Genomic DNA, 17,114 nt, shown 5'->3' with positions numbered 1-17,114 from the left:
TGGGGGCGGCCCGATAGGGCTCACACATCAACGAGCGCCTCTATTCCCTGAGGAAGCGTGCCGTCACGCGCCGCCTCGCCGAGGAACGACAACAGCGTCCCACGGAAGGCCTGCGCCGCCCGGGTCGGCTCCACGTCCTTGCGGTGGGCGAGGGCGACCGTACGGCGCAGCCCGGGCAGCAGCGGCGTGCCCGTCAGCCTCGGCCGGTTCTCCAGCACCATAGAGGGCACGACCGCGATTCCCAGCCCCGCCTCGACGAACCGCAGCACCGCGTCCATCTCCCCGCCCTCCACCGCGAAGCGCGGCTCGAAGCCCGCCTGCCGGCAGGCCGCCAGCGTCGCCTCCCGCACGTCGTAGCCGCGGCGGAACATGACCATGGGCCGTCCGCGCAGGTCCTCGATCCGCATGTACGACCTGCGCCCCCGGGCCGACGTGGAGGCCACGACGAGGTTCTCGCTCAGGATCTCCTGGGTCACCAGGGACGGGTCGCTGCTCTGCAGCGGAAGGATGATCAGCGCCAGGTCGAGCTGACCCCGGGCGAGATCGCGGACGAGGTCGCGGGACCCGCCCTCCTCCACCCGCAGCTCCACCCCCGGGTAGTCGTGGTGGAAGCGGGCCAGCGCGTCGGCCAGCAGCCCGGCGCACAGCGACGGGGTCGCCCCGAGGCGCACCCGCCCCCGCCGCAGCCCCGCCAGCTCGGCGATCTCGCGCCTGGCGGTCTCGGCGTCGGCGAGCATGCGACGGGCGAGCGGGAGCAGCGCCTCACCCGCGGGGGTCAGCGTGACGTTGCCCCGCGCCCGGCTGAACAGGGGCGCTCCCAACTCGGTCTCCAGACTCTTGATCTGCTTGCTCAGCGACGGCTGCGCGACCCGCATCCGCTCCGCGGCCTGCGTGAAGTGCCGCGTCTCGGCCACGGCCATGAAGTAGGCCAGTTGCTGGAGCTGCACAGCTCAATAGCCTAGGGCTATCGCCGGAACCGGCTCGATGCGGGTCCCGTGCGGGGAACGGGTGTGAATTTCGTCGCACACCTTGTGACTTTCGACTCTGGGAAACCGTGCGGGACAGAGCGCATAGCCGGCGGCTATCGAAACCAGACCTGTCATGACTTGGACGCTTGAAAAGCGCGAACCTAGCGTCTATTCACGTGACTGCGACTGTTGACCACTCCGTGGACCCTGCTTCTGTGGACAGGGGTTCGGCGACCGCGCCGGTTCCCGCGCACGACGCACCTCGCAAGCCCGCCGGGGCCGCGCCGCGTACGCCTGACCGTCGCGGCCTGCTCGGCACCTCGGCCGGCAGGAAGGCCGTCATGGCCGTCACGGGGGCCGTTCTCGTGCTCTTCCTGATCGCCCACATGCTGGGCAATCTCAAGATCTTCCTGGGTGCGGACTCCTTCAACCACTATGCCGAATGGTTGCGCACCGTGGGCGCGCCCGCGTTGCCGAACCGGACGATTTTGACGATCACCGAGATCGTGCTCGCGCTCTGCGTCGTGCTGCACATGTGGGCGGCCGTGTCGCTCGCCCGCCGGGCGGCCAAGGCGCGGCCCGTCAAGTACGCGGCCAAGCGGAAGTCGCAGGCCAAGGGGTACGCCACGCAAACCATGCGGTACGGCGGCGTGATCATCCTGCTGTTCGTGATCTGGCACCTGCTCGACATGACCTTCGGCACGGTCAACCCCAAGGGCGGCGACGCCACGCCGTTCGACCGGATGATCGCCGGCTTCCAGCCCGAGCGCTGGTGGGTGACGGTGTTCTACCTGGTCGCCATGGTGATGATCGGTCTCCACCTGCGCCACGGCCTGTGGAGCGCGTTCCAGTCGCTCGGCCTGACCCGCCGCCCCCGCTCTCGCGGCGCGCTGCAGACGGGCGCCGCCGCGGTCTCCGCGGTGCTGGTGCTCGGATTCGTCGCCGCGCCCATCTGCATCATGATCGGAGTGGTCAAGTGAAGTTCCGCCGCCGCCCCCAGCAGCAGCAGGAGGAGCGCGTGAGCCTCCCCGGGATGTACCGGGTGGGCGAGCCCATCCGGGACACCAAGGCGCCGGAGGGTCCCATCGAGGACCGCTGGGACAAGCGTCGTTTCCTGGCCAAGCTGGTCAACCCGGTCAACAAGCGCAAGCTGACCGTCATCGTCGTCGGCACCGGTCTGGCCGGCGGCTCCGCCGCGGCCACGCTCGGCGAGCTCGGCTACAAGGTCAAGTCGTTCTGCTACCAGGACTCGCCCCGCCGGGCCCACTCGATCGCCGCGCAGGGCGGCATCAACGCCGCCAAGAACTACCGCGGCGACGGCGACAGCGTCTACCGGCTGTTCTACGACACCGTGAAGGGCGGCGACTACCGCGCCCGCGAGTCGAACGTGTACCGCCTCGCCCAGGTCAGCGTGAACATCATCGACCAGGCGGTGGCGCAGGGCGTGCCGTTCGCCCGCGAGTACGGCGGCCTGCTCGACACCCGCTCCTTCGGCGGCACCCAGGTGTCGCGGACCTTCTACGCCCGCGGCCAGACGGGCCAGCAGCTCCTGCTCGGCGCGTACCAGGCTCTGGAGCGGCAGGTCGCGGCGGGGAACGTGGAGGTCCACACCCGCCACGAGATGCTCGAACTCATCGTCAGCGGCGGCCGGGCCCGGGGCATCGTGGTCCGCGACATGGTCACCGGGGAGATCGAGACCCACCTCGCGGACGCCGTCGTGCTCGCCAGCGGCGGCTACGGCAACGTGTTCTTCCTGTCGACGAACGCCAAGGGCTGCAACACCACGGCCATCTGGCGGGCGCACAAGAAGGGCGCCTACTTCGGCAACCCCTGCTACACGCAGATCCACCCGACCTGCATCCCGCAGAGCGGCGACCACCAGTCGAAGCTGACGCTGATGTCGGAGTCGCTGCGCAACGACGGCCGAGTCTGGGTGCCGAAGCGCAAGGGCGACGACCGCGCGCCCGGCGCCATTCCCGAGGACGAGCGCGACTACTACCTGGAGCGCATCTACCCGGCGTTCGGCAACCTCGTCCCGCGTGACATCGCCAGCCGCGCCGCCAAGAACGTCTGCGACGAGGGCCGCGGCGTCGGCCCCGGCGGCCTCGGCGTCTACCTCGACTTCGCCGACGCCATCCGCCGGCTGGGCCGCGACGCGGTCGAGAAGAAGTACGGCAACCTCTTCGAGATGTACGAGCGCATCACCGGCGAGAACCCGTACGAGGTGCCGATGCGCATCTACCCGGCCGTCCACTACACGATGGGCGGCCTGTGGGTGGACTACGACCTGCAGTCGACGATCCCCGGGCTGTTCGTGATCGGCGAGGCCAACTTCTCCGACCACGGCGCCAACCGCCTGGGCGCCTCGGCGCTCATGCAGGGCCTGGCGGACGGCTACTTCGTGCTGCCGACGACGATCGGCGACTACCTCGCCGGAGCCGGCTCGTTCGGGCCGGTCGAGGAGGGCGACGTCGCGGAGGCCAGGAAGGCGGTGCAGGACAAGATCGACAAGCTCCTGTCCGTGAACGGCGACCGCACCGCGGACTCCTACCACCGCGAGCTCGGCCGGATCATGTGGGACTACTGCGGCATGGAGCGCACCGAGGAGTCGCTGCGCAAGGCGCTGGAGCGCATCCCCGAGCTGCGCGAGGAGTTCTGGAACAACGTCAAGGTGCCGGGCGACGCCGAGGGACTCAACCAGGCGCTCGAACGCGCCGGCCGGGTGGCCGACTTCTTCGAGCTCGCCGAGCTGATGTGCATCGACGCGCTGCACCGTACGGAGTCGTGCGGCGGTCACTTCAGGGCCGAGTCGCAGGACGCGGACGGCGAGGCGCTGCGCGACGACGAGAACTTCGCCTACGTCGCGGCGTGGGAGTGGACCCCGGACGGCCCGGTCCTGCACAAGGAAGAGCTCGACTACGAGTACGTCAAGATGACCCAGCGGAGCTACAAGTGAACCTGACCCTCAAGATCTGGCGGCAGAACGGCGCGTCGGACAAGGGACGGATGGTGACCTACCGGGTCGAAGACGTCTCGCCGGACATGTCGTTCCTGGAAATGCTCGACGTGCTGAACGAGCGGCTGATCCTGGAGGGCGACGACCCGGTCGCCTTCGACCACGACTGCCGCGAGGGCATCTGCGGCATGTGCGGCATGGTCATCAACGGTGTCGCGCACGGCGAGCAGAAGCTCACCACGACCTGCCAGCTGCACATGCGGCACTTCAAGGACGGCGACGTCGTCACCATCGAGCCGTGGCGGTCCGCGGCGTTTCCGGTGATCAAGGACCTCGTGGTGAACAGGTCGGCGTTCGACCGGATCATCCAGGCGGGCGGCTTCATCTCCGTCCCCGCGGGGTCCGCCCCCGAGGCGCACTCCGTCCCGGTGCCGAAGGCCGACGCCGACGCCGCCTTCGACGCCGCGACCTGCATCGGCTGCGGCGCATGCGTCGCGGCCTGCCCCAACGGCTCGGCCTCGCTGTTCACCGCGGCGAAGATCACCCACCTGGGCCTGCTGCCGCAGGGCCAGCCGGAGCGCGAGTCCCGCGCCCGGGCGATGGTCGAGCAGATGGACGCCGAGGGCTTCGGCGGCTGCACCAACACCGGCGAGTGCACGGCGGTGTGCCCCAAGGGCATCCCGTTCGACACGATCGCCCAGATGAACGCCGACTACCTCAAGGCCGCCTCCAAGTAGTGCAACCGTGTACAGCGAAGGCGTGAGCCGCACGGCTCACGCCTTCCCTGCGACTAATCCCCCCGCCTCCCGGGTAACGTGTCCTTTGTGTTGGCGTAACACGCCTGCCGTGACCCCGCAGGCGAGGGAGTGAGCATGTCTGTGTCCGGTCCACGTTCCACTTTGAAGGTCGCGTCCGCGGTCCACGGCGCGGCCGTCGTCGTGCGTGTGGAAGGGGATCTCGACGCCGGCACCGTCCACCTCCTCCGCGACGAGTTGCGCCGGGTCTGGGAGTCGCCCGAGACGTCCGTCCTCGTGCTCGACGTCGCCGAGGTCATGTTCTGCGACTCGCGTGGGCTGAGCGAGCTGATCTCCGCGTTGCAGCGCGGTCAGGCGCTGAACGTCCGGTTGATCCTGGCCGGAGTGCAGGGCGTGCTGCGCCGGGTGCTGACGATCACCGGGCTGCGCAACGTGTTCGAGCAGCATGAGACCGTCGCGGAGGCGCTCAGCCAGGCCGCGGACGCCGGTCCGCGCCGCCCTCGGGACGAGGGCGACTCGGGCGCCGGCTCGGGCGGAGTGTACGAAACCGCCGGCGACCGCTGAGCCGCGCCGGATCGCACCGTCTGTCCTCCGCGAAGGTGAAGCCCGATTGCTTGCCTCCCCCTGCCTGCCGGGGTAATTAGAGGTGTAACTTCTCTGTAGATCTTCCGGGTGAAGATCTTCGGACCGAGGACAGGTAATGACGACGAGACTTGGCGTCACGGTGAGCCATGAGGCGACGCACGTTCTCGTCACAGTGACCGGCGAACTGGACGTGATCTCCAGCGAGCGGCTGCGCACCGTGTTCGGCAAGCTGTCGGACGAGGGCAACACCCGGCTGGTCGTGGACACGTCCGAGCTGACCTTCTGCGACTCCATGGGCCTGCGGCTGCTGCTGGAGGCGCACGATCGCGCGGTCGAGGCGGGCGGCTTCATGAAGCTCGCCGGCGTCCGGGGCGTCTTCCGGAGAATCCTCACGGTGACCGGGCTGCACGCCGCGTTCCCCATCTACGAGACTCTCCCGGACGCCCTGGCGGCGCTGGACGACTGACGCCGGTCACAGGGCGCTCCTGACCTCCGTACGGAGCGCGGGCAGGTCGACCCCGGCGTCCGTCAGGATGCGGACGCCCAGGCCCTCGCCCTCCCGGATGATGCCGAGGAGGATGTGCCCGTCGCGGATCTCCTTGCTCTTCAGCGCGATGGCCTCGCGCAGCGCGAGTTCGAGCGTCTTCTTGGCCCGCGGGCCGAACGGGGCCCGGCGCCCGCTGAGGAGCGCGCCCCGGCGGTCGCGACGCGGCTCCCGGTCGAGGGCCCCGACGCCGAAGACCTCCTCGACTCTCTCCCGGACGGCCGACAGGTCGATGCCGATCGACTCCAGGGCCTCGGCGTCGATGTCCCCGCCCGTGGCCTCGCCGAGGATCCGGACCACCTCGGCCCGCACCCGATCACGGGTGATCCCGCGGGCCGTGAGGAGCCGGGCGGACAACGTCTCCGGGCGGCTCAGCAGGCCGAGCAGCAGGTGCTCGGTGCCCACCTGCCTGTGCCGGAGCTCTCTGGCCTGCTCGTTGGCGTTTATGACGACCTGCCGCGCGTCGTCGGTGAATCTCTCCAGCATCTACTTCTCCCGTCTCAGCAGTCCTCGCCCGCCCGCGTACTTCTTGTGCACCGCCTGCCGGGAGACCCCGAGCAGGAGCGCGATGTCCTGCCAGGACCACCCCGCGGTGCGGGCGTTCTCCACCTGCAGCGCTTCGAGCCGTTCCACCAGGAGCCGCAAGGCCCGTACGGCCCGCAGACCGACGGCCGGATCGCGGCTGCCGGCGTCGCTCGCCAGCTGTGCCGTATCGCTCATGTCGTCAACATAGGTTGACACGCGAGCTATGTCAACCTTGGTTGACGCATTGATCCTGCAGGGAAAACGATTTGCCCCTCGACCTGCGTGTTTGCGAGCCTGGAACGACCATGCGCTCTCTTCCTGTGGCCGATCCCGGCACTCCCGACGCCCGCGGGCCGCTCCGCTACCTGTGGTGGGTGGCGCGGGCCCAGGCCGCCACGCTGCTGGCCGGAGTCGGCCTGGCGGTGCTGTGGTGGCTGGGACAGGCACTCGTGCCGGCGGCCCTGGGCAAGGCGATCGACGCGATGGCCCAGCGGGACGCGGGCACGCTGGTGAAGTGGTCGGCGGTGGTGCTCGGCCTCGGCGTGGTCCAGGCGGTCTCCGGCGTCCTGCGCCACCGTTTCGCCGTCATCACCTGGCTGTCGGCGGCCTACCGCACGGTGCAGGTCACCGTACGGCAGGCGGCCAGGCTCGGGGCGACCCTGCCGAAGCGACTGTCGACGGGCGAGGTCGTCAGCGTGGGCAACTCGGACATCGCGCACATCGGCAACGCGATGGACATCCTCCTGCGGGGCGCCGGCGCGGTCGTCGCGGTCGTCGCGGTGACCGTGATCCTCATCACCACCTCGGTCCCGCTCGGTCTTGTCGTGCTGATCGGAGTGCCGCTGATGGCGGCCGCGGTGGGGCCCCTGCTGGGGCCCCTGCACCGGCGCCAGCACGAGCAACGCGACCTGCAGGGCGACCTGGCCACCCGGGCGGCCGACATCGTGGCCGGCCTGCGGGTGCTGCGGGGCGTCGGCGGCGAGCAGGTCTTCGCCGCCCGTTACCGCGAGGAGTCGCAGCGCGTACGGCGGGCGGGCGTGCGGGTGGCCTCGGTGGAGTCCCTGCTGGAGGGCGCCCAGGTCCTGCTGCCCGGCGTGCTGATCGCGTGCGTGACCTGGCTCGGCGCGCACTTCGCGCTGGAGGGCCGCATCACTCCCGGTCAGCTCGTCGCGTTCTACGGTTACGCGGTCTTCCTGATCGCGCCGTTGCGCACGCTGACCGAGGCCGCCGACAAGCTGACCAAGGGGCACGTGGCGGCGCGCCGCGTCTGCCGGATCCTGTCCCTGGAGCCCGAGATCGCGGGCGGCGACGGCCGCTTCTTCACCGGTGCGGGCACGCTCCGCGACGGCGGGTCGGGCGCCGAGGTCCGGCCCGGCCGGCTCACCGCGCTCGCGGCGGCCGCGCCGGAGGACGCCATCGCCGTCGCCGACCGCCTGGGCGGGTTCGCCCCCGGCGACGTCACGCTCGGCGGCGGCCCGCTCGCGGAGCTGCCGCTCGCCGAGGTCAGGCGGCACGTCCTGGTGGCCGACAACGGCGCGCGGCTGTTCAGCGGACGGCTGCGCGACGAACTGGACGTACGGGGCACCGCCGGCGACGAGGAGGTCCGCCAGGCGCTGTACGCCGCCTGCGCCGAGGACATCGTGGCGGCGCTGCCCGAGGGCCTGGACGCGCACGTGGCCGAGTCGGGCCGGGAGTTCTCCGGCGGCCAGCAGCAACGGCTGCGGCTGGCCCGGGCACTGCTCGCCGACCCGGAGATCCTCATCCTGGTCGAGCCCACCAGTGCCGTGGACGCGCACACGGAGGCGCGCGTCGCCGAACGGCTGGGCAAGGCGCGGGCGGGCCGCACGACCCTGGTCTGCACGACCAGCCCGCTCGTGCTCGACCGCGCCGACCACGTGCTGTACGTCGAGGGCGGCGTGGTGCGGGCCGAAGGCACCCACCGGGCGCTGCTCGACGGCGAGCCGGGCTATCGCGTGACCGTCACCAGAGGGGAAGACTGAGCATGGCCCGCGAGATCCTGCCGGTCGCCGACCGGGCGCAGGTGCGCGCCTACGCGCGGCGGCTGACGCTGAAGTATCCGCGCGAGCTCGCCCTGGCTCTGACCCTGCACGCCCTCGCGGCGGTCGCCGGCCTGTTCGCGCCCCGCATGCTCGGCGAGCTGGTGCAGGGCCTGGCCGAGGGCCGGGCCGACCTGCGCGTGGACGCCGTCGCCCTGGCCATCGCCGGCTTCGTGGTCGCGCAGGGGGTGCTGGTCAGGTTCGCGGTGTACGCGTCGTCGCGCCTGGGCGAGAAGGTGCTGGCCGAGCTGCGCGAGGAGTTCGTCGACCGGGTGCTCGCGCTGCCGCTCTCGACGGTCGAGCGGGCCGGTTCCGGCGACCTCATCACCCGCACCTCCAGGGACGTGGACGCGCTGTCCCGCAGCGTGCGCCACGCCGTGCCGGAGACGCTGATCGCGGTCGTGACCGGCGCCTTCGTCGTGGGCGCCGTCATCCTCGTCGGCCCGGTCATGGCGGTCCCGTCGCTCGTCGCCGTGCCGCTGCTGTGGGGCGCCACCCGCTGGTACCTCAACCGGGCCAGGGACGGCTACCTGCGCGAGAACGCCGCGTACGCCGACATGACCGAAGGGCTGGCGGAGACCGTCGAGGGCGCGCGCACGATCGAGGCGCTGGGCCTGGAAAGCCGCCGCCGGGCCCGTACGGACCGGGACATCGCCCGGTCGTTCGCGGCCGAGCGGTACACCCTGGGCCTGCGCATGGTGTGGTTCCCGGCGGTCGAGTTCGGCTACGTGATCCCGGTCGTGGCGACCCTGTTCCTCGGCGGGCTGTTCTCCATCGAGGGCTGGGTGACGGTGGCCCAGGTGACGACGGCCACGCTCTACGTCCAGCAGCTCATCGACCCGCTCGACCGGCTGCTGTCATGGGTGGACGAGCTCCAGGTCGGCGGGGCCTCGATGGCCCGCCTACTGGGCGTGGCCAACGTCCCCGACGACCGGAACGCGGGCGACGCCCGGCCGGTGGGGGAGGAGCTGAAGGTCAGCGGCGTGCGCTACGCCTACCGCGCGGGCCACGACGTGCTGCACGGCATCGACCTCGACGTACGCCCGGGAGAACGGCTGGCCATGGTCGGGCCGTCAGGGGCGGGCAAGTCGACGCTGGGCCGCCTCATCGCCGGGGTGCACGCGCCGGGGAGCGGGTCGGTCACGGTCGGCGGGGTGCCGCTGGTCGAGCTGCCGCTCGACGAGCTGCGCGGGCACGTCGCCCTGGTCACCCAGGAGCACCACGTCTTCCGCGGCACGCTGCGCGACAACCTCCTCATCGCACGGCCGGACGCCTCCGACGCGCAGGTGCGCCGGTCGCTGGAGGCCGTGGACGCCTGGGACTGGGTGGCCGCCCTCGACGGCGCCCTGGACACCGTCGTCGGCTCCGGCGGCACGGCGATTTCCCCGGCCCAGGCGCAGCAGCTCGCGCTCGCCCGGCTGGTGCTGGCCGACCCGCACACGCTCGTGCTGGACGAGGCCACGTCCCTGATCGACCCGCGGGCCGCCCGCAACCTGGAGCGGTCGCTCGCGGCCGTGCTGGAGGGCCGTACCGTGATCGCCATCGCGCACCGGCTGTACACGGCGCACGACGCCGACCGGGTGGCCGTGGTGGAGGACGGCCGGATCAGCGAGCTGGGCTCGCACGACGAGCTGGTGGCGGCGGGCGGCGCCTATGCCGCGCTGTGGGACAGCTGGCACGGCACCGCCCGGTAGTTCACCCCGTGATGTTCAGCGACTTCTTGAGGAAGTCGAGCTGCAGGAGTAGCAGGTTCTCGGCGACGACCTCCTGCGGCGTCATGTGGGTGACGCCCGAAAGGGGGAGCACGGTGTGCGGGCGGCCGGCCGCGAGCAGGGCCGACGACAGCCGCAGCGTGTGCGCGGCGACCACGTTGTCGTCCGCCAGGCCATGGATCAGCAGCAGCGGGCGCTCCAGCTTCTCGGCATCACCGAGGAGGGACGACCTCTCGTAGTGCCCCTCGTCCGGGTGGCCGAGGTAGCGCTCGGTGTAGCAGGTGTCGTACAGCCGCCAGTCGGTGACCGGCGCCCCCGCGACGGCGGCGTGGAACACGTCGGGGCGGCGCAGCACCGCGAGCGCGGCCAGATAACCGCCGAACGACCAGCCGCGGATCGCCACCCGCGACAGGTCGAGGTCGCCGGGGTGCAGGGCCGCCACGCCCTGGAGGGCGTCCACCTGGTCCTGCAGCGAGATCGTGAAGTCGTGCAGCATCTCGCGCTCGAAGGCCGGGCCGCGCCCGGGGGTGCCGCGCCCGTCGGCCACCACGACCGCGAAGCCCTGCTCGGCCCACCACTGGGACTCCAGGAACACCCGCCGGGCCGACAGCACCCGCTGACCGTGCGGCCCGCCGTACGGGTCCATCAGAACGGGCAGCGGGCCGGAGCCGGGCACGTGCCACGAGGGCAGCAGGACCGCCGTGGACAGCTCGCGCGAGCCCGCGCGGACGAGTGACACGCGCGGCTCCAGCCCGGGGCGCTCGGCGAGGGACTTGACGGACACCGAACCGATGGTCACCGTCGTGCCCTCGGTGTCGAGGCTCTGCCGGGCCACGAGCGTCACACCGCCCGCGCGGCGGCCGGAGTGGACGCCCGGCTCGGTGGTCACCGGGCTGATGGTGCCCGCCGAGTACGTCCAAAGGTGGACCTCGCTGGGGTCGCCGTTCGCGGAGAAGAGCACGGTGTCGCCGTCGACGTCGAGCACCGCCCGGACCTGCAGCGACGGCGGGGTGACCGGCTTGTCGCCGACGACGAGGCGGTGACCGCCGTCGGAGTCGGCGACCCAGACGAGGGTGCCGTCCGACAGGCGGGCCGGGACACCGGTGACGATGTCCACCCAGGCGGGGTCGGTGTCCTCGCGCAGGAGCGCCGTCTCGCCCGTGCCGGGATCGACGGACAGCAGGCGCATGGTCCGCTGGTCGCGTGAGAGCGTCACGATCGCGAGACCGTGGGCGTCCCAGGCCGCCGTCACCAGGTACTCCTGCTCGAACGGCACCGCCGTACGCGCGCCGTCCAGCCCGATGACGTGCAGCGTGACCTCGGCGTTGGCCGTGCCGGCGGCGGGATAGCGCTGCGGGACGGGCTGACGGCCGGGGTTGGCCGGGTCGGCGATGTGCCACAGGGCCACCGGCGACTCGTCCACGCGGGACGCCAGCAGCCGGTCCCCGGACGGCGACCACCAGTAGCCGCGCATCCGATCCATCTCCTCGGCCGCGACGAACTCCGCGAGGCCGTAGGTGACCAGGTCGCCTTCCGGCTCGGCGAGCGCGGTGTCGGCTCCGGTGGCGATGTCCAGCACGTGCAGGGCGCCGCCCGTGACGTACGCGACCCGCGCGCCGGTGGGGTCGAGCCGGGGGTCGATGACCGGCCCGGCCGCCGGGAGCCGCCGCGACTCGCCGGAGGCGAGGTCGGTCAGGTAGAGGTCGCCCGACAGCGCGAAGACGGCCTGCCGGACCTCCCGGTCCGTGGCGTACGCCACCACGCCGCCCGCCGACTCACGCGACCGCTCGCGGCGGGCGCGCTCCTCCGGCGGCAGGTCCTCGTCCGCGGCGCCGAGGGCGAGGGGGTCGACGACGAGCCGCTCGGCTCCGGACGCGACGTCCAGCTCCCACAGGCAGGTGACCGGATCGGTGCCCGACCTCGTCCTGAGGAAGATCACCCGACCGCCGTCAGGGGAGATCGTGAAGTTGCGCGGCACCCCGAGGGTGAAGCGCCGGGTCCTGGCATGCAACCGTGGGAAGCTCTCCGTCATAGCTCCTCATACTGCCAGCACAAGGGCACTACCCTCGGAGGCATGACTGACCGTCGCTTGCTGCTCGTGCACGCCCACCCCGACGACGAGACGATCGGCACCGGGGCGACCATGGCCAAGTACGTCGCCGAGGGCGCGCACGTGACGCTCGTGACCTGCACCCTGGGGGAGGAGGGCGAGGTCATCCCCGCGGAGCTCGCCCACCACGCGGCCGACAGGGACGACACCCTCGGCCAGTACCGCATCGGCGAGCTGGCCTCCGCGTGCAAGGCGCTCGGCGTCACCGACCACCGGTTCCTGGGCGGGGCCGGCCGCTGGCGCGACTCGGGCATGATGGGCGCGGCGACCAACGACCGTCCCGGCTGCTTCTGGCAGGCCGACCTCGACGAGGCGGCCGGCGAGCTGGTGACGGTGATCCGCGAGGTCAGACCCCAGGTCCTCGTCACCTACGACGAGAACGGCTTCTACGGCCATCCCGACCACATCCAGGCGCACCGCGTCGCCTGGCGGGCCTTCGAGCTGGCCGCGGACCCCGCGTTCCCCGGTGGGGAGCCGTGGCGGATCGCCAAGTTCTACCTCACCGCCATGCCGAAGTCGGTGCTGCTGCGGACCATGGAGACCATGCGCGAGGCCGCCGTCGACTTCTGGGTGCCGGAGTCCGCCGACGACATGCCGGGATGCGCCGACGAGGACGTCACGACGGAGATCGACGCCCGGCCGTACGTGGAGGCCAAGCTCGACGCGATGCGGGCGCACGCGACGCAGATCGCCGTGGACGCGCCGTGGTTCGCGCTGTCCAACAACGTCGGTCAGCAGGCCCTCGGGGTCGAGCACTTCATCCTGCGCGCGGGGGTTCCCGGCCGGCCCGGCATCGGCGCTCCGCCCGAGGTCGGCGGCCTCGGCGAGCCGTACAACCGGGAGACCGACCTGTTCGCCGGCATCGGCTGAATCGCCGCCTGAGATGTCGCCTGAGTTGTCGGCTAAGTTGGGCGGTATGACCCAGGAGGCGCAGTTCGGCGCCGAACCCACCGAGGACGCCCCCGGCCTGCTGGCCGGGGTCGTGACCGGCGCGGCGTACGGCGTGCTCTTCCTGCTGGGCGTGGTGCTCGGCGTCGTCGGCGGCTTCCAGCACGCGTGGTACGTCGGGCAGGTGCCGGTCGCCGCGATCGCCTGGCTGGCGGTGCTGTTCGCCGTGCCGTACGCCATGGGCAGGCTGATGGGCGGCAAACTGGCCGCACTCGTCCCCGCCGTCGGCTGGCTCCTCGTGTCGTTCGTGCTGGCCACGCCGCAGCCGGCGGGAGACCTCGCCGTCGCGGGCAACTCGGCCGGCTACTGGTACCTGTACGGCGGGGCCGTCGCGGTCGCGGCGGCCGTTGTCGTCACCCGCTCCACCGGTTCGTGGCTGCTCAAGTCGTACGGCCGCGCGTGAGCTTGTTCAGGTGGGGCCGGTCGCCGATGCTGGGGGCATGCGACGGTCGCACCGGGTCCGGCAGGTCATCAACTACGTCAACCTCTCCACGCCTCTCGGGCTGCTGATCGCGCGGATCGGCGGAGCCCGCACCCGCAGAGGGGAGCACGGCCTCGTCTACGCCCACGGCTACCGCGTCCCCTTTCCCGTCGCGGGGGCGTTCACCGTGGGCAACGTGATCCTCACCAAGCACGCGGAGGGTTATCTCACCGGCTGCCTGCTCGACCACGAGTCCCGTCACGCCACCCAGTACGCGTTCTGCATCGGCCTGCCCATGCTCGTGCTGTACGTGCTCGCCTCGGCCGTCTCGTACGCCGTCTGCGGCCATCCGGCCTCGTGGAACCTCTTCGAGCGGATGGCCGGTCTCGACGACGGCGGTTATCCCCGGGTGCATCCATGGTGGAGGAGATCGCGTTCCGTCTGAGGGCGGAGGCGACGTGCGCGGAATCGGCCGGTCGTAGGAGGAATATTTCCGGTCCTGTGGGGATCATGGAGAGCGGAAGGGAGTTCCCCATGTCGCAAACGATCCAGCCGGAAAGCCCTGAGGTCCCCGTTTCTTCGGTTTCTCCCGTTTCTCCCGTTCCCTCCGTTCCGGTAGCGCCGCCGGCGCCGACCGTGCCGACCGTGCCGACGGGACCCCGCCGGTGGCCGTCCAGCTTCGCCGACAGGCTGACCGCCCCTCTCCCGGACTTCCGCGAGGTCACGAGCGTCATGTGGCACGGGCAACTGCGGCCCGACATCGGCGACAGCGACCAGATTCCCGTCCACCGCGTCGGCCTGCCCCGCGCCGCCGCGACCGAGACCGTGGTGACCTGGGTCGGCCACGCGACGTTCGTCCTCCAGATCGGCGGGCTGACCGTGCTGACCGACCCGGTGTGGTCCCGCAAGATCCCCGGCGTGCGCCAGCGGCTGACCCCTCCCGGCGTCGCCTGGTCCGACCTGCCCAAGGTCGACGCGATCGTGATCAGTCACAACCACTACGACCACCTGGACGCGCCGACGATCCGCCGCCTGCCGAGGGACACGGCGGTCTTCGTACCGGCCAGGCTCGCGGGGTGGTTCCGGCGGCGCGGCTTCCGCGACGTGACCGAACTGGACTGGTGGGAGTCGGCCCGTCTCGGCGACGTGACGTTCGACTTCGTCCCGGCCCACCACTGGAGCCGCCGTACGCTGTGGGACACCTGCCGCACCCTGTGGGGCGGATGGGTGCTCACCTCCCGCGATCAGCGGATCTACTTCGCCGGCGACACGGCCTACGGGGAGCGGTTCGCCCAAATCGGCGAGCGTTACCCGGGCATCGACCTCGCCCTCATGCCGGTCGGCGCCTACGAGCCGCGCTGGTTCATGAAGGTCTCGCACGTCGATCCCGCCCAGGCCGTGCAGGGGTGCCTCGACGTGGGCGCGCGGCGGATGGCCACCATGCACTGGGGCACGTTCGTGCTGTCGGGCGAGCCGCTGCTGGAACCCGTGCGCGAGGCCCGCGCCGTGTGGGAGTCCCGCGGCCTCGACCCCGCCGACCTGTGGGACCTCGCCGTCGGAGAGAGCCGTACGCTCCCCTGACGGGCTGGCGCTCCGGGCGGGGCGGCGGGGCCATGCCGGGCGGCCCTGACAGAATGCCGGCATGAGCTTCGCGACCGCCGATCTCTACGACGCCCACGGTGACGCGCTGCGCAGTTGCGTCACCCAGTTCCGCTCGTACGGCGCCCGCACGCGGTTCTTCGGACAGATCTCGACGGTCCGATGCCTGGAGGACAACGCGCTCGTCAAGCAGGTGCTCGCGACGCCGGGCGGAGGGCGCGTGCTGGTGGTCGACGGCGGGGCGTCGCTACGTACCGCGCTGCTCGGCGACATGATCGCGGCCTCGGCCGTGAAGAACGGCTGGGCCGGCGTAGTGATCAACGGTGCCGTCCGGGACACGGCCGCCCTTGCCGGGCTCGACCTCGGCCTCAAGGCGCTCGGCTCCAACCCCCGCAAGAGCGCCAAGACCGGCCTCGGAGAGGTCGACGTCCCGGTGACCTTCGGGGACGTGACCTTCGCTCCGGGGGAGTGGCTCTACAGCGACGAGGACGGCATCCTCGTCAGCGACCACCGCCTCGACACCTGATCGTGGGCTGTCCGCGCGTCTCCGCGCCGAGTCGGTGACTACCAGGAGCCTCTGAGCGGGGGCGTCACCGTCACGGTGCTTGACCGGGTTCAGGCAGTGCCATGATGCTCGGCCGCGGTAGTCACTGCCGTGGTGCTTGGCCAAGTCGGTCACTGCGCCGGAAGGAACCTCCGGTCCTCGCGAAGTCCGCTTCGCTGGGCCTTCGCTGCGGTCCTCGCTCCTTTCCGCTCCGCTCCCTCCAGCCCGGTCAACAGGTGTGCACAGCACTAGACCCGCAGCGGCCGCGCTCCCGCCAGGTGGTGGTAGGTGAAGGCCCAGCGGTCTTCGCCCATCTTGCGGCGGGTGTAGCGGTCGGGGTGCTGGTAGCGGTCGCGGTTGTGGAACTGGCAGGCCGGGCCGAGGAGTTTGAGGTCGGTCAGCCCGCCGGTGCTCCAGTTGTCGGCGTGGTCGATCTGGCATCTGGTGGCGGGCAGGGGACAGCCGTCGATCCAGCAGGTGGCGTAGCGGGCGAAGACCGCCCGCCGCTGGGCCGGGGTCGCCAGGCGGACCTTGCGGCCCATGTCGAGCACCTGCCCCTCGGCGTCCATCACCAGGCGCACGAGGGTGGAGGTGCGGGCCAGCCGGTGCACGCCGGAGACGGGCAGCACCTGCCCGGTCGCCAGCAACAACCCCGGCGCCGTCCCCAGCAGTGGACCCAACAGTGGACCCAACAGTGGACCCAACAGTGGACCCAACACCGTGCCCAGCCGCGCCCCCGACAGCCCTCCGGCCGACGCTCCCGGTCCTGGTCCCGGCGGCGTCCCCGGCTCTGCTCCCGGTGACGCCTCCGGCTCTGATCCCGTCGGCCTCTCCGGCTCTGGTCCGGACAGGCCGGACCGCGTCTCCGTGCCTCCCGGCCCATGCCGGACCTCCCCCGCAGGCAGAGGCCCGGCGTGGGCGGGAGAGGCAGAGGTGTCCCCAGGAGGATCAGGCGATCGCCATTCGCTCCACCGCGAACCCCACGAATGCGACTCCTGCCGCTGCGACGTGCTTCCCTGTGACTCCCTCTGCCGTGGCGCGCTCTGCTGAGACTCCCGCCGCTTCGACGAGCTGCTCTGCTGTGACTCGCCCTGCTGTGACTCGCCCTGCTGTGGCGCGCTGTGCTGTGGCTCTTGCTGCGACTCGCTCCGCTGGCTGCTCTTCGCCTGCGCGCGTCTGGTCACGTCATCGCCGGACCGCACGTCACGGAGCCCGGTCTCTTCAGAGGTCTCAGAGGTCTCGGGGTGGTCGGCGCTCGCGGGGTGGCCGGCACTTCCAGCGTGCTCGGGGGCGGGGTCGGTGTCGGGGGTGGGGTCGGTGGGGAGGGATTCGGCGTTGACCAGGACCAGGAGCTCGGCGGCGATCTTCTCCTCCAGCAACGCCATGAACG

17 protein-coding genes are annotated in these 17,114 nt (G+C 71.5%); 12 read left to right on the top strand and 5 right to left on the bottom strand.

The window, feature by feature from the left end; translation table 11 throughout:
- Positions 1-20: 20 nt before the first annotated feature.
- Positions 21-947, bottom strand: coding sequence for a LysR family transcriptional regulator (locus ACWEQG_RS15445; RefSeq protein ID WP_452285156.1), 927 nt, complete (start codon positions 945-947; stop codon positions 21-23).
- A gap of 197 nt (positions 948-1,144) precedes the next feature.
- Between ACWEQG_RS15445 and ACWEQG_RS15440 the strand changes: the two genes are divergently transcribed.
- The 5 genes from ACWEQG_RS15440 to ACWEQG_RS15420 all read left to right on the top strand — a co-directional run bounded on the left by ACWEQG_RS15440 (position 1,145) and on the right by ACWEQG_RS15420 (position 5,730).
- Complete coding sequence (locus ACWEQG_RS15440) at positions 1,145-1,948, top strand: succinate dehydrogenase cytochrome b subunit (RefSeq protein ID WP_452285154.1); 804 nt, start codon at positions 1,145-1,147, stop codon at positions 1,946-1,948.
- A gap of 53 nt (positions 1,949-2,001) precedes the next feature.
- Positions 2,002-3,924 (top strand): fumarate reductase/succinate dehydrogenase flavoprotein subunit, encoded by a 1,923-nt coding sequence (locus ACWEQG_RS15435; protein ID WP_452285775.1) that lies wholly within the window; start codon positions 2,002-2,004, stop codon positions 3,922-3,924.
- A complete protein-coding gene (locus ACWEQG_RS15430) occupies positions 3,921-4,661 on the top strand; it encodes a succinate dehydrogenase/fumarate reductase iron-sulfur subunit (RefSeq protein WP_363463520.1) in 741 nt (246 codons plus the stop codon). The genes ACWEQG_RS15435 and ACWEQG_RS15430 overlap by 4 nt, the downstream gene beginning before the upstream one ends.
- A gap of 135 nt (positions 4,662-4,796) precedes the next feature.
- Positions 4,797-5,243: an STAS domain-containing protein gene (locus tag ACWEQG_RS15425; RefSeq protein ID WP_452285151.1), complete on the top strand. Its 447-nt coding sequence runs from the start codon at positions 4,797-4,799 to the stop codon at positions 5,241-5,243.
- Positions 5,244-5,379: 136 nt separating this feature from the next.
- Positions 5,380-5,730, top strand: coding sequence for an STAS domain-containing protein (locus ACWEQG_RS15420; protein ID WP_452285149.1), 351 nt, complete (start codon positions 5,380-5,382; stop codon positions 5,728-5,730).
- A 6-nt stretch (positions 5,731-5,736) separates the two neighbouring features.
- Here the strand turns inward: ACWEQG_RS15420 and ACWEQG_RS15415 are convergent, their stop codons facing one another.
- Complete coding sequence (locus tag ACWEQG_RS15415; protein ID WP_452285147.1) at positions 5,737-6,294, bottom strand: Clp protease N-terminal domain-containing protein; 558 nt, start codon at positions 6,292-6,294, stop codon at positions 5,737-5,739.
- Positions 6,295-6,528: an RNA polymerase subunit sigma-70 gene (locus ACWEQG_RS15410; RefSeq protein ID WP_079316659.1), complete on the bottom strand. Its 234-nt coding sequence runs from the start codon at positions 6,526-6,528 to the stop codon at positions 6,295-6,297.
- 110 nt (positions 6,529-6,638) lie between these two features.
- Between ACWEQG_RS15410 and ACWEQG_RS15405 the strand changes: the two genes are divergently transcribed.
- A complete protein-coding gene (locus ACWEQG_RS15405; protein ID WP_452285145.1) occupies positions 6,639-8,333 on the top strand; it encodes an ABC transporter transmembrane domain-containing protein in 1,695 nt (564 codons plus the stop codon).
- Between the two features lie 2 nt (positions 8,334-8,335).
- On the top strand, positions 8,336-10,084 hold the full coding sequence (locus ACWEQG_RS15400; RefSeq protein ID WP_452285143.1) for an ABC transporter ATP-binding protein: 1,749 nt from the start codon (positions 8,336-8,338) through the stop codon (positions 10,082-10,084).
- Between the two features lies 1 nt (position 10,085).
- On the opposite strand, the gene ACWEQG_RS15395 is transcribed toward ACWEQG_RS15400, so the two are convergent.
- A complete protein-coding gene (locus ACWEQG_RS15395) occupies positions 10,086-12,134 on the bottom strand; it encodes a DPP IV N-terminal domain-containing protein (protein WP_452285141.1) in 2,049 nt (682 codons plus the stop codon).
- A gap of 42 nt (positions 12,135-12,176) precedes the next feature.
- Here ACWEQG_RS15395 and mshB point away from each other — a divergent pair, with 42 nt between their 5' ends.
- From mshB to rraA, 5 genes are all read left to right on the top strand, one after another.
- Positions 12,177-13,082 (top strand): N-acetyl-1-D-myo-inositol-2-amino-2-deoxy-alpha-D-glucopyranoside deacetylase, encoded by a 906-nt coding sequence (gene mshB / locus ACWEQG_RS15390; protein WP_452285139.1) that lies wholly within the window; start codon positions 12,177-12,179, stop codon positions 13,080-13,082.
- 46 nt (positions 13,083-13,128) lie between these two features.
- The gene (locus ACWEQG_RS15385; RefSeq protein WP_452285137.1) at positions 13,129-13,563 is read left to right on the top strand and encodes a DUF6113 family protein; all 435 of its coding nucleotides are present in this window, start codon (positions 13,129-13,131) and stop codon (positions 13,561-13,563) included.
- A 37-nt stretch (positions 13,564-13,600) separates the two neighbouring features.
- Positions 13,601-14,026 carry a hypothetical protein gene (locus ACWEQG_RS15380; RefSeq protein ID WP_452285135.1) on the top strand — a complete coding sequence of 142 codons (426 nt, stop codon included), beginning with the start codon at positions 13,601-13,603 and terminating at the stop codon, positions 14,024-14,026.
- A 200-nt stretch (positions 14,027-14,226) separates the two neighbouring features.
- Positions 14,227-15,162 carry an MBL fold metallo-hydrolase gene (locus ACWEQG_RS15375; RefSeq protein WP_452285133.1) on the top strand — a complete coding sequence of 312 codons (936 nt, stop codon included), beginning with the start codon at positions 14,227-14,229 and terminating at the stop codon, positions 15,160-15,162.
- A 61-nt stretch (positions 15,163-15,223) separates the two neighbouring features.
- Positions 15,224-15,706: a ribonuclease E activity regulator RraA gene (gene rraA, locus ACWEQG_RS15370; RefSeq protein ID WP_452285131.1), complete on the top strand. Its 483-nt coding sequence runs from the start codon at positions 15,224-15,226 to the stop codon at positions 15,704-15,706.
- 266 nt (positions 15,707-15,972) lie between these two features.
- Here rraA and ACWEQG_RS15365 read toward each other — a convergent pair whose 3' ends face one another.
- Positions 15,973-16,404, bottom strand: coding sequence for a DUF222 domain-containing protein (locus tag ACWEQG_RS15365; RefSeq protein WP_452285129.1), 432 nt, complete (start codon positions 16,402-16,404; stop codon positions 15,973-15,975).
- Between the last annotated feature and the right edge of the window lie 710 nt (positions 16,405-17,114).

It is taken from the genome of Microbispora sp. NPDC004025 (assembly GCF_053604425.1).
Note: the sequence above shows the minus strand (reverse complement) of the source record. Positions and strands in the feature narration are given on the sequence as shown.

Coding starts and splice junctions, on each gene's coding strand:
- ACWEQG_RS15435 (WP_452285775.1), top strand. CDS start 2,002: ATGTACCGGGTGGGCGAGCCCATCCGGGACACCAAGGCGCCGGAGGGT.
- ACWEQG_RS15380 (WP_452285135.1), top strand. CDS start 13,601: ATGCGACGGTCGCACCGGGTCCGGCAGGTCATCAACTACGTCAACCTC.
- ACWEQG_RS15400 (WP_452285143.1), top strand. CDS start 8,336: ATGGCCCGCGAGATCCTGCCGGTCGCCGACCGGGCGCAGGTGCGCGCC.
- ACWEQG_RS15385 (WP_452285137.1), top strand. CDS start 13,129: ATGACCCAGGAGGCGCAGTTCGGCGCCGAACCCACCGAGGACGCCCCC.
- mshB (WP_452285139.1), top strand. CDS start 12,177: ATGACTGACCGTCGCTTGCTGCTCGTGCACGCCCACCCCGACGACGAG.
- ACWEQG_RS15395 (WP_452285141.1), bottom strand. CDS start 12,134: ATGACGGAGAGCTTCCCACGGTTGCATGCCAGGACCCGGCGCTTCACC.
- ACWEQG_RS15415 (WP_452285147.1), bottom strand. CDS start 6,294: ATGCTGGAGAGATTCACCGACGACGCGCGGCAGGTCGTCATAAACGCC.
- ACWEQG_RS15405 (WP_452285145.1), top strand. CDS start 6,639: ATGCGCTCTCTTCCTGTGGCCGATCCCGGCACTCCCGACGCCCGCGGG.
- ACWEQG_RS15410 (WP_079316659.1), bottom strand. CDS start 6,528: ATGAGCGATACGGCACAGCTGGCGAGCGACGCCGGCAGCCGCGATCCG.
- rraA (WP_452285131.1), top strand. CDS start 15,224: ATGAGCTTCGCGACCGCCGATCTCTACGACGCCCACGGTGACGCGCTG.
- ACWEQG_RS15425 (WP_452285151.1), top strand. CDS start 4,797: ATGTCTGTGTCCGGTCCACGTTCCACTTTGAAGGTCGCGTCCGCGGTC.
- ACWEQG_RS15420 (WP_452285149.1), top strand. CDS start 5,380: ATGACGACGAGACTTGGCGTCACGGTGAGCCATGAGGCGACGCACGTT.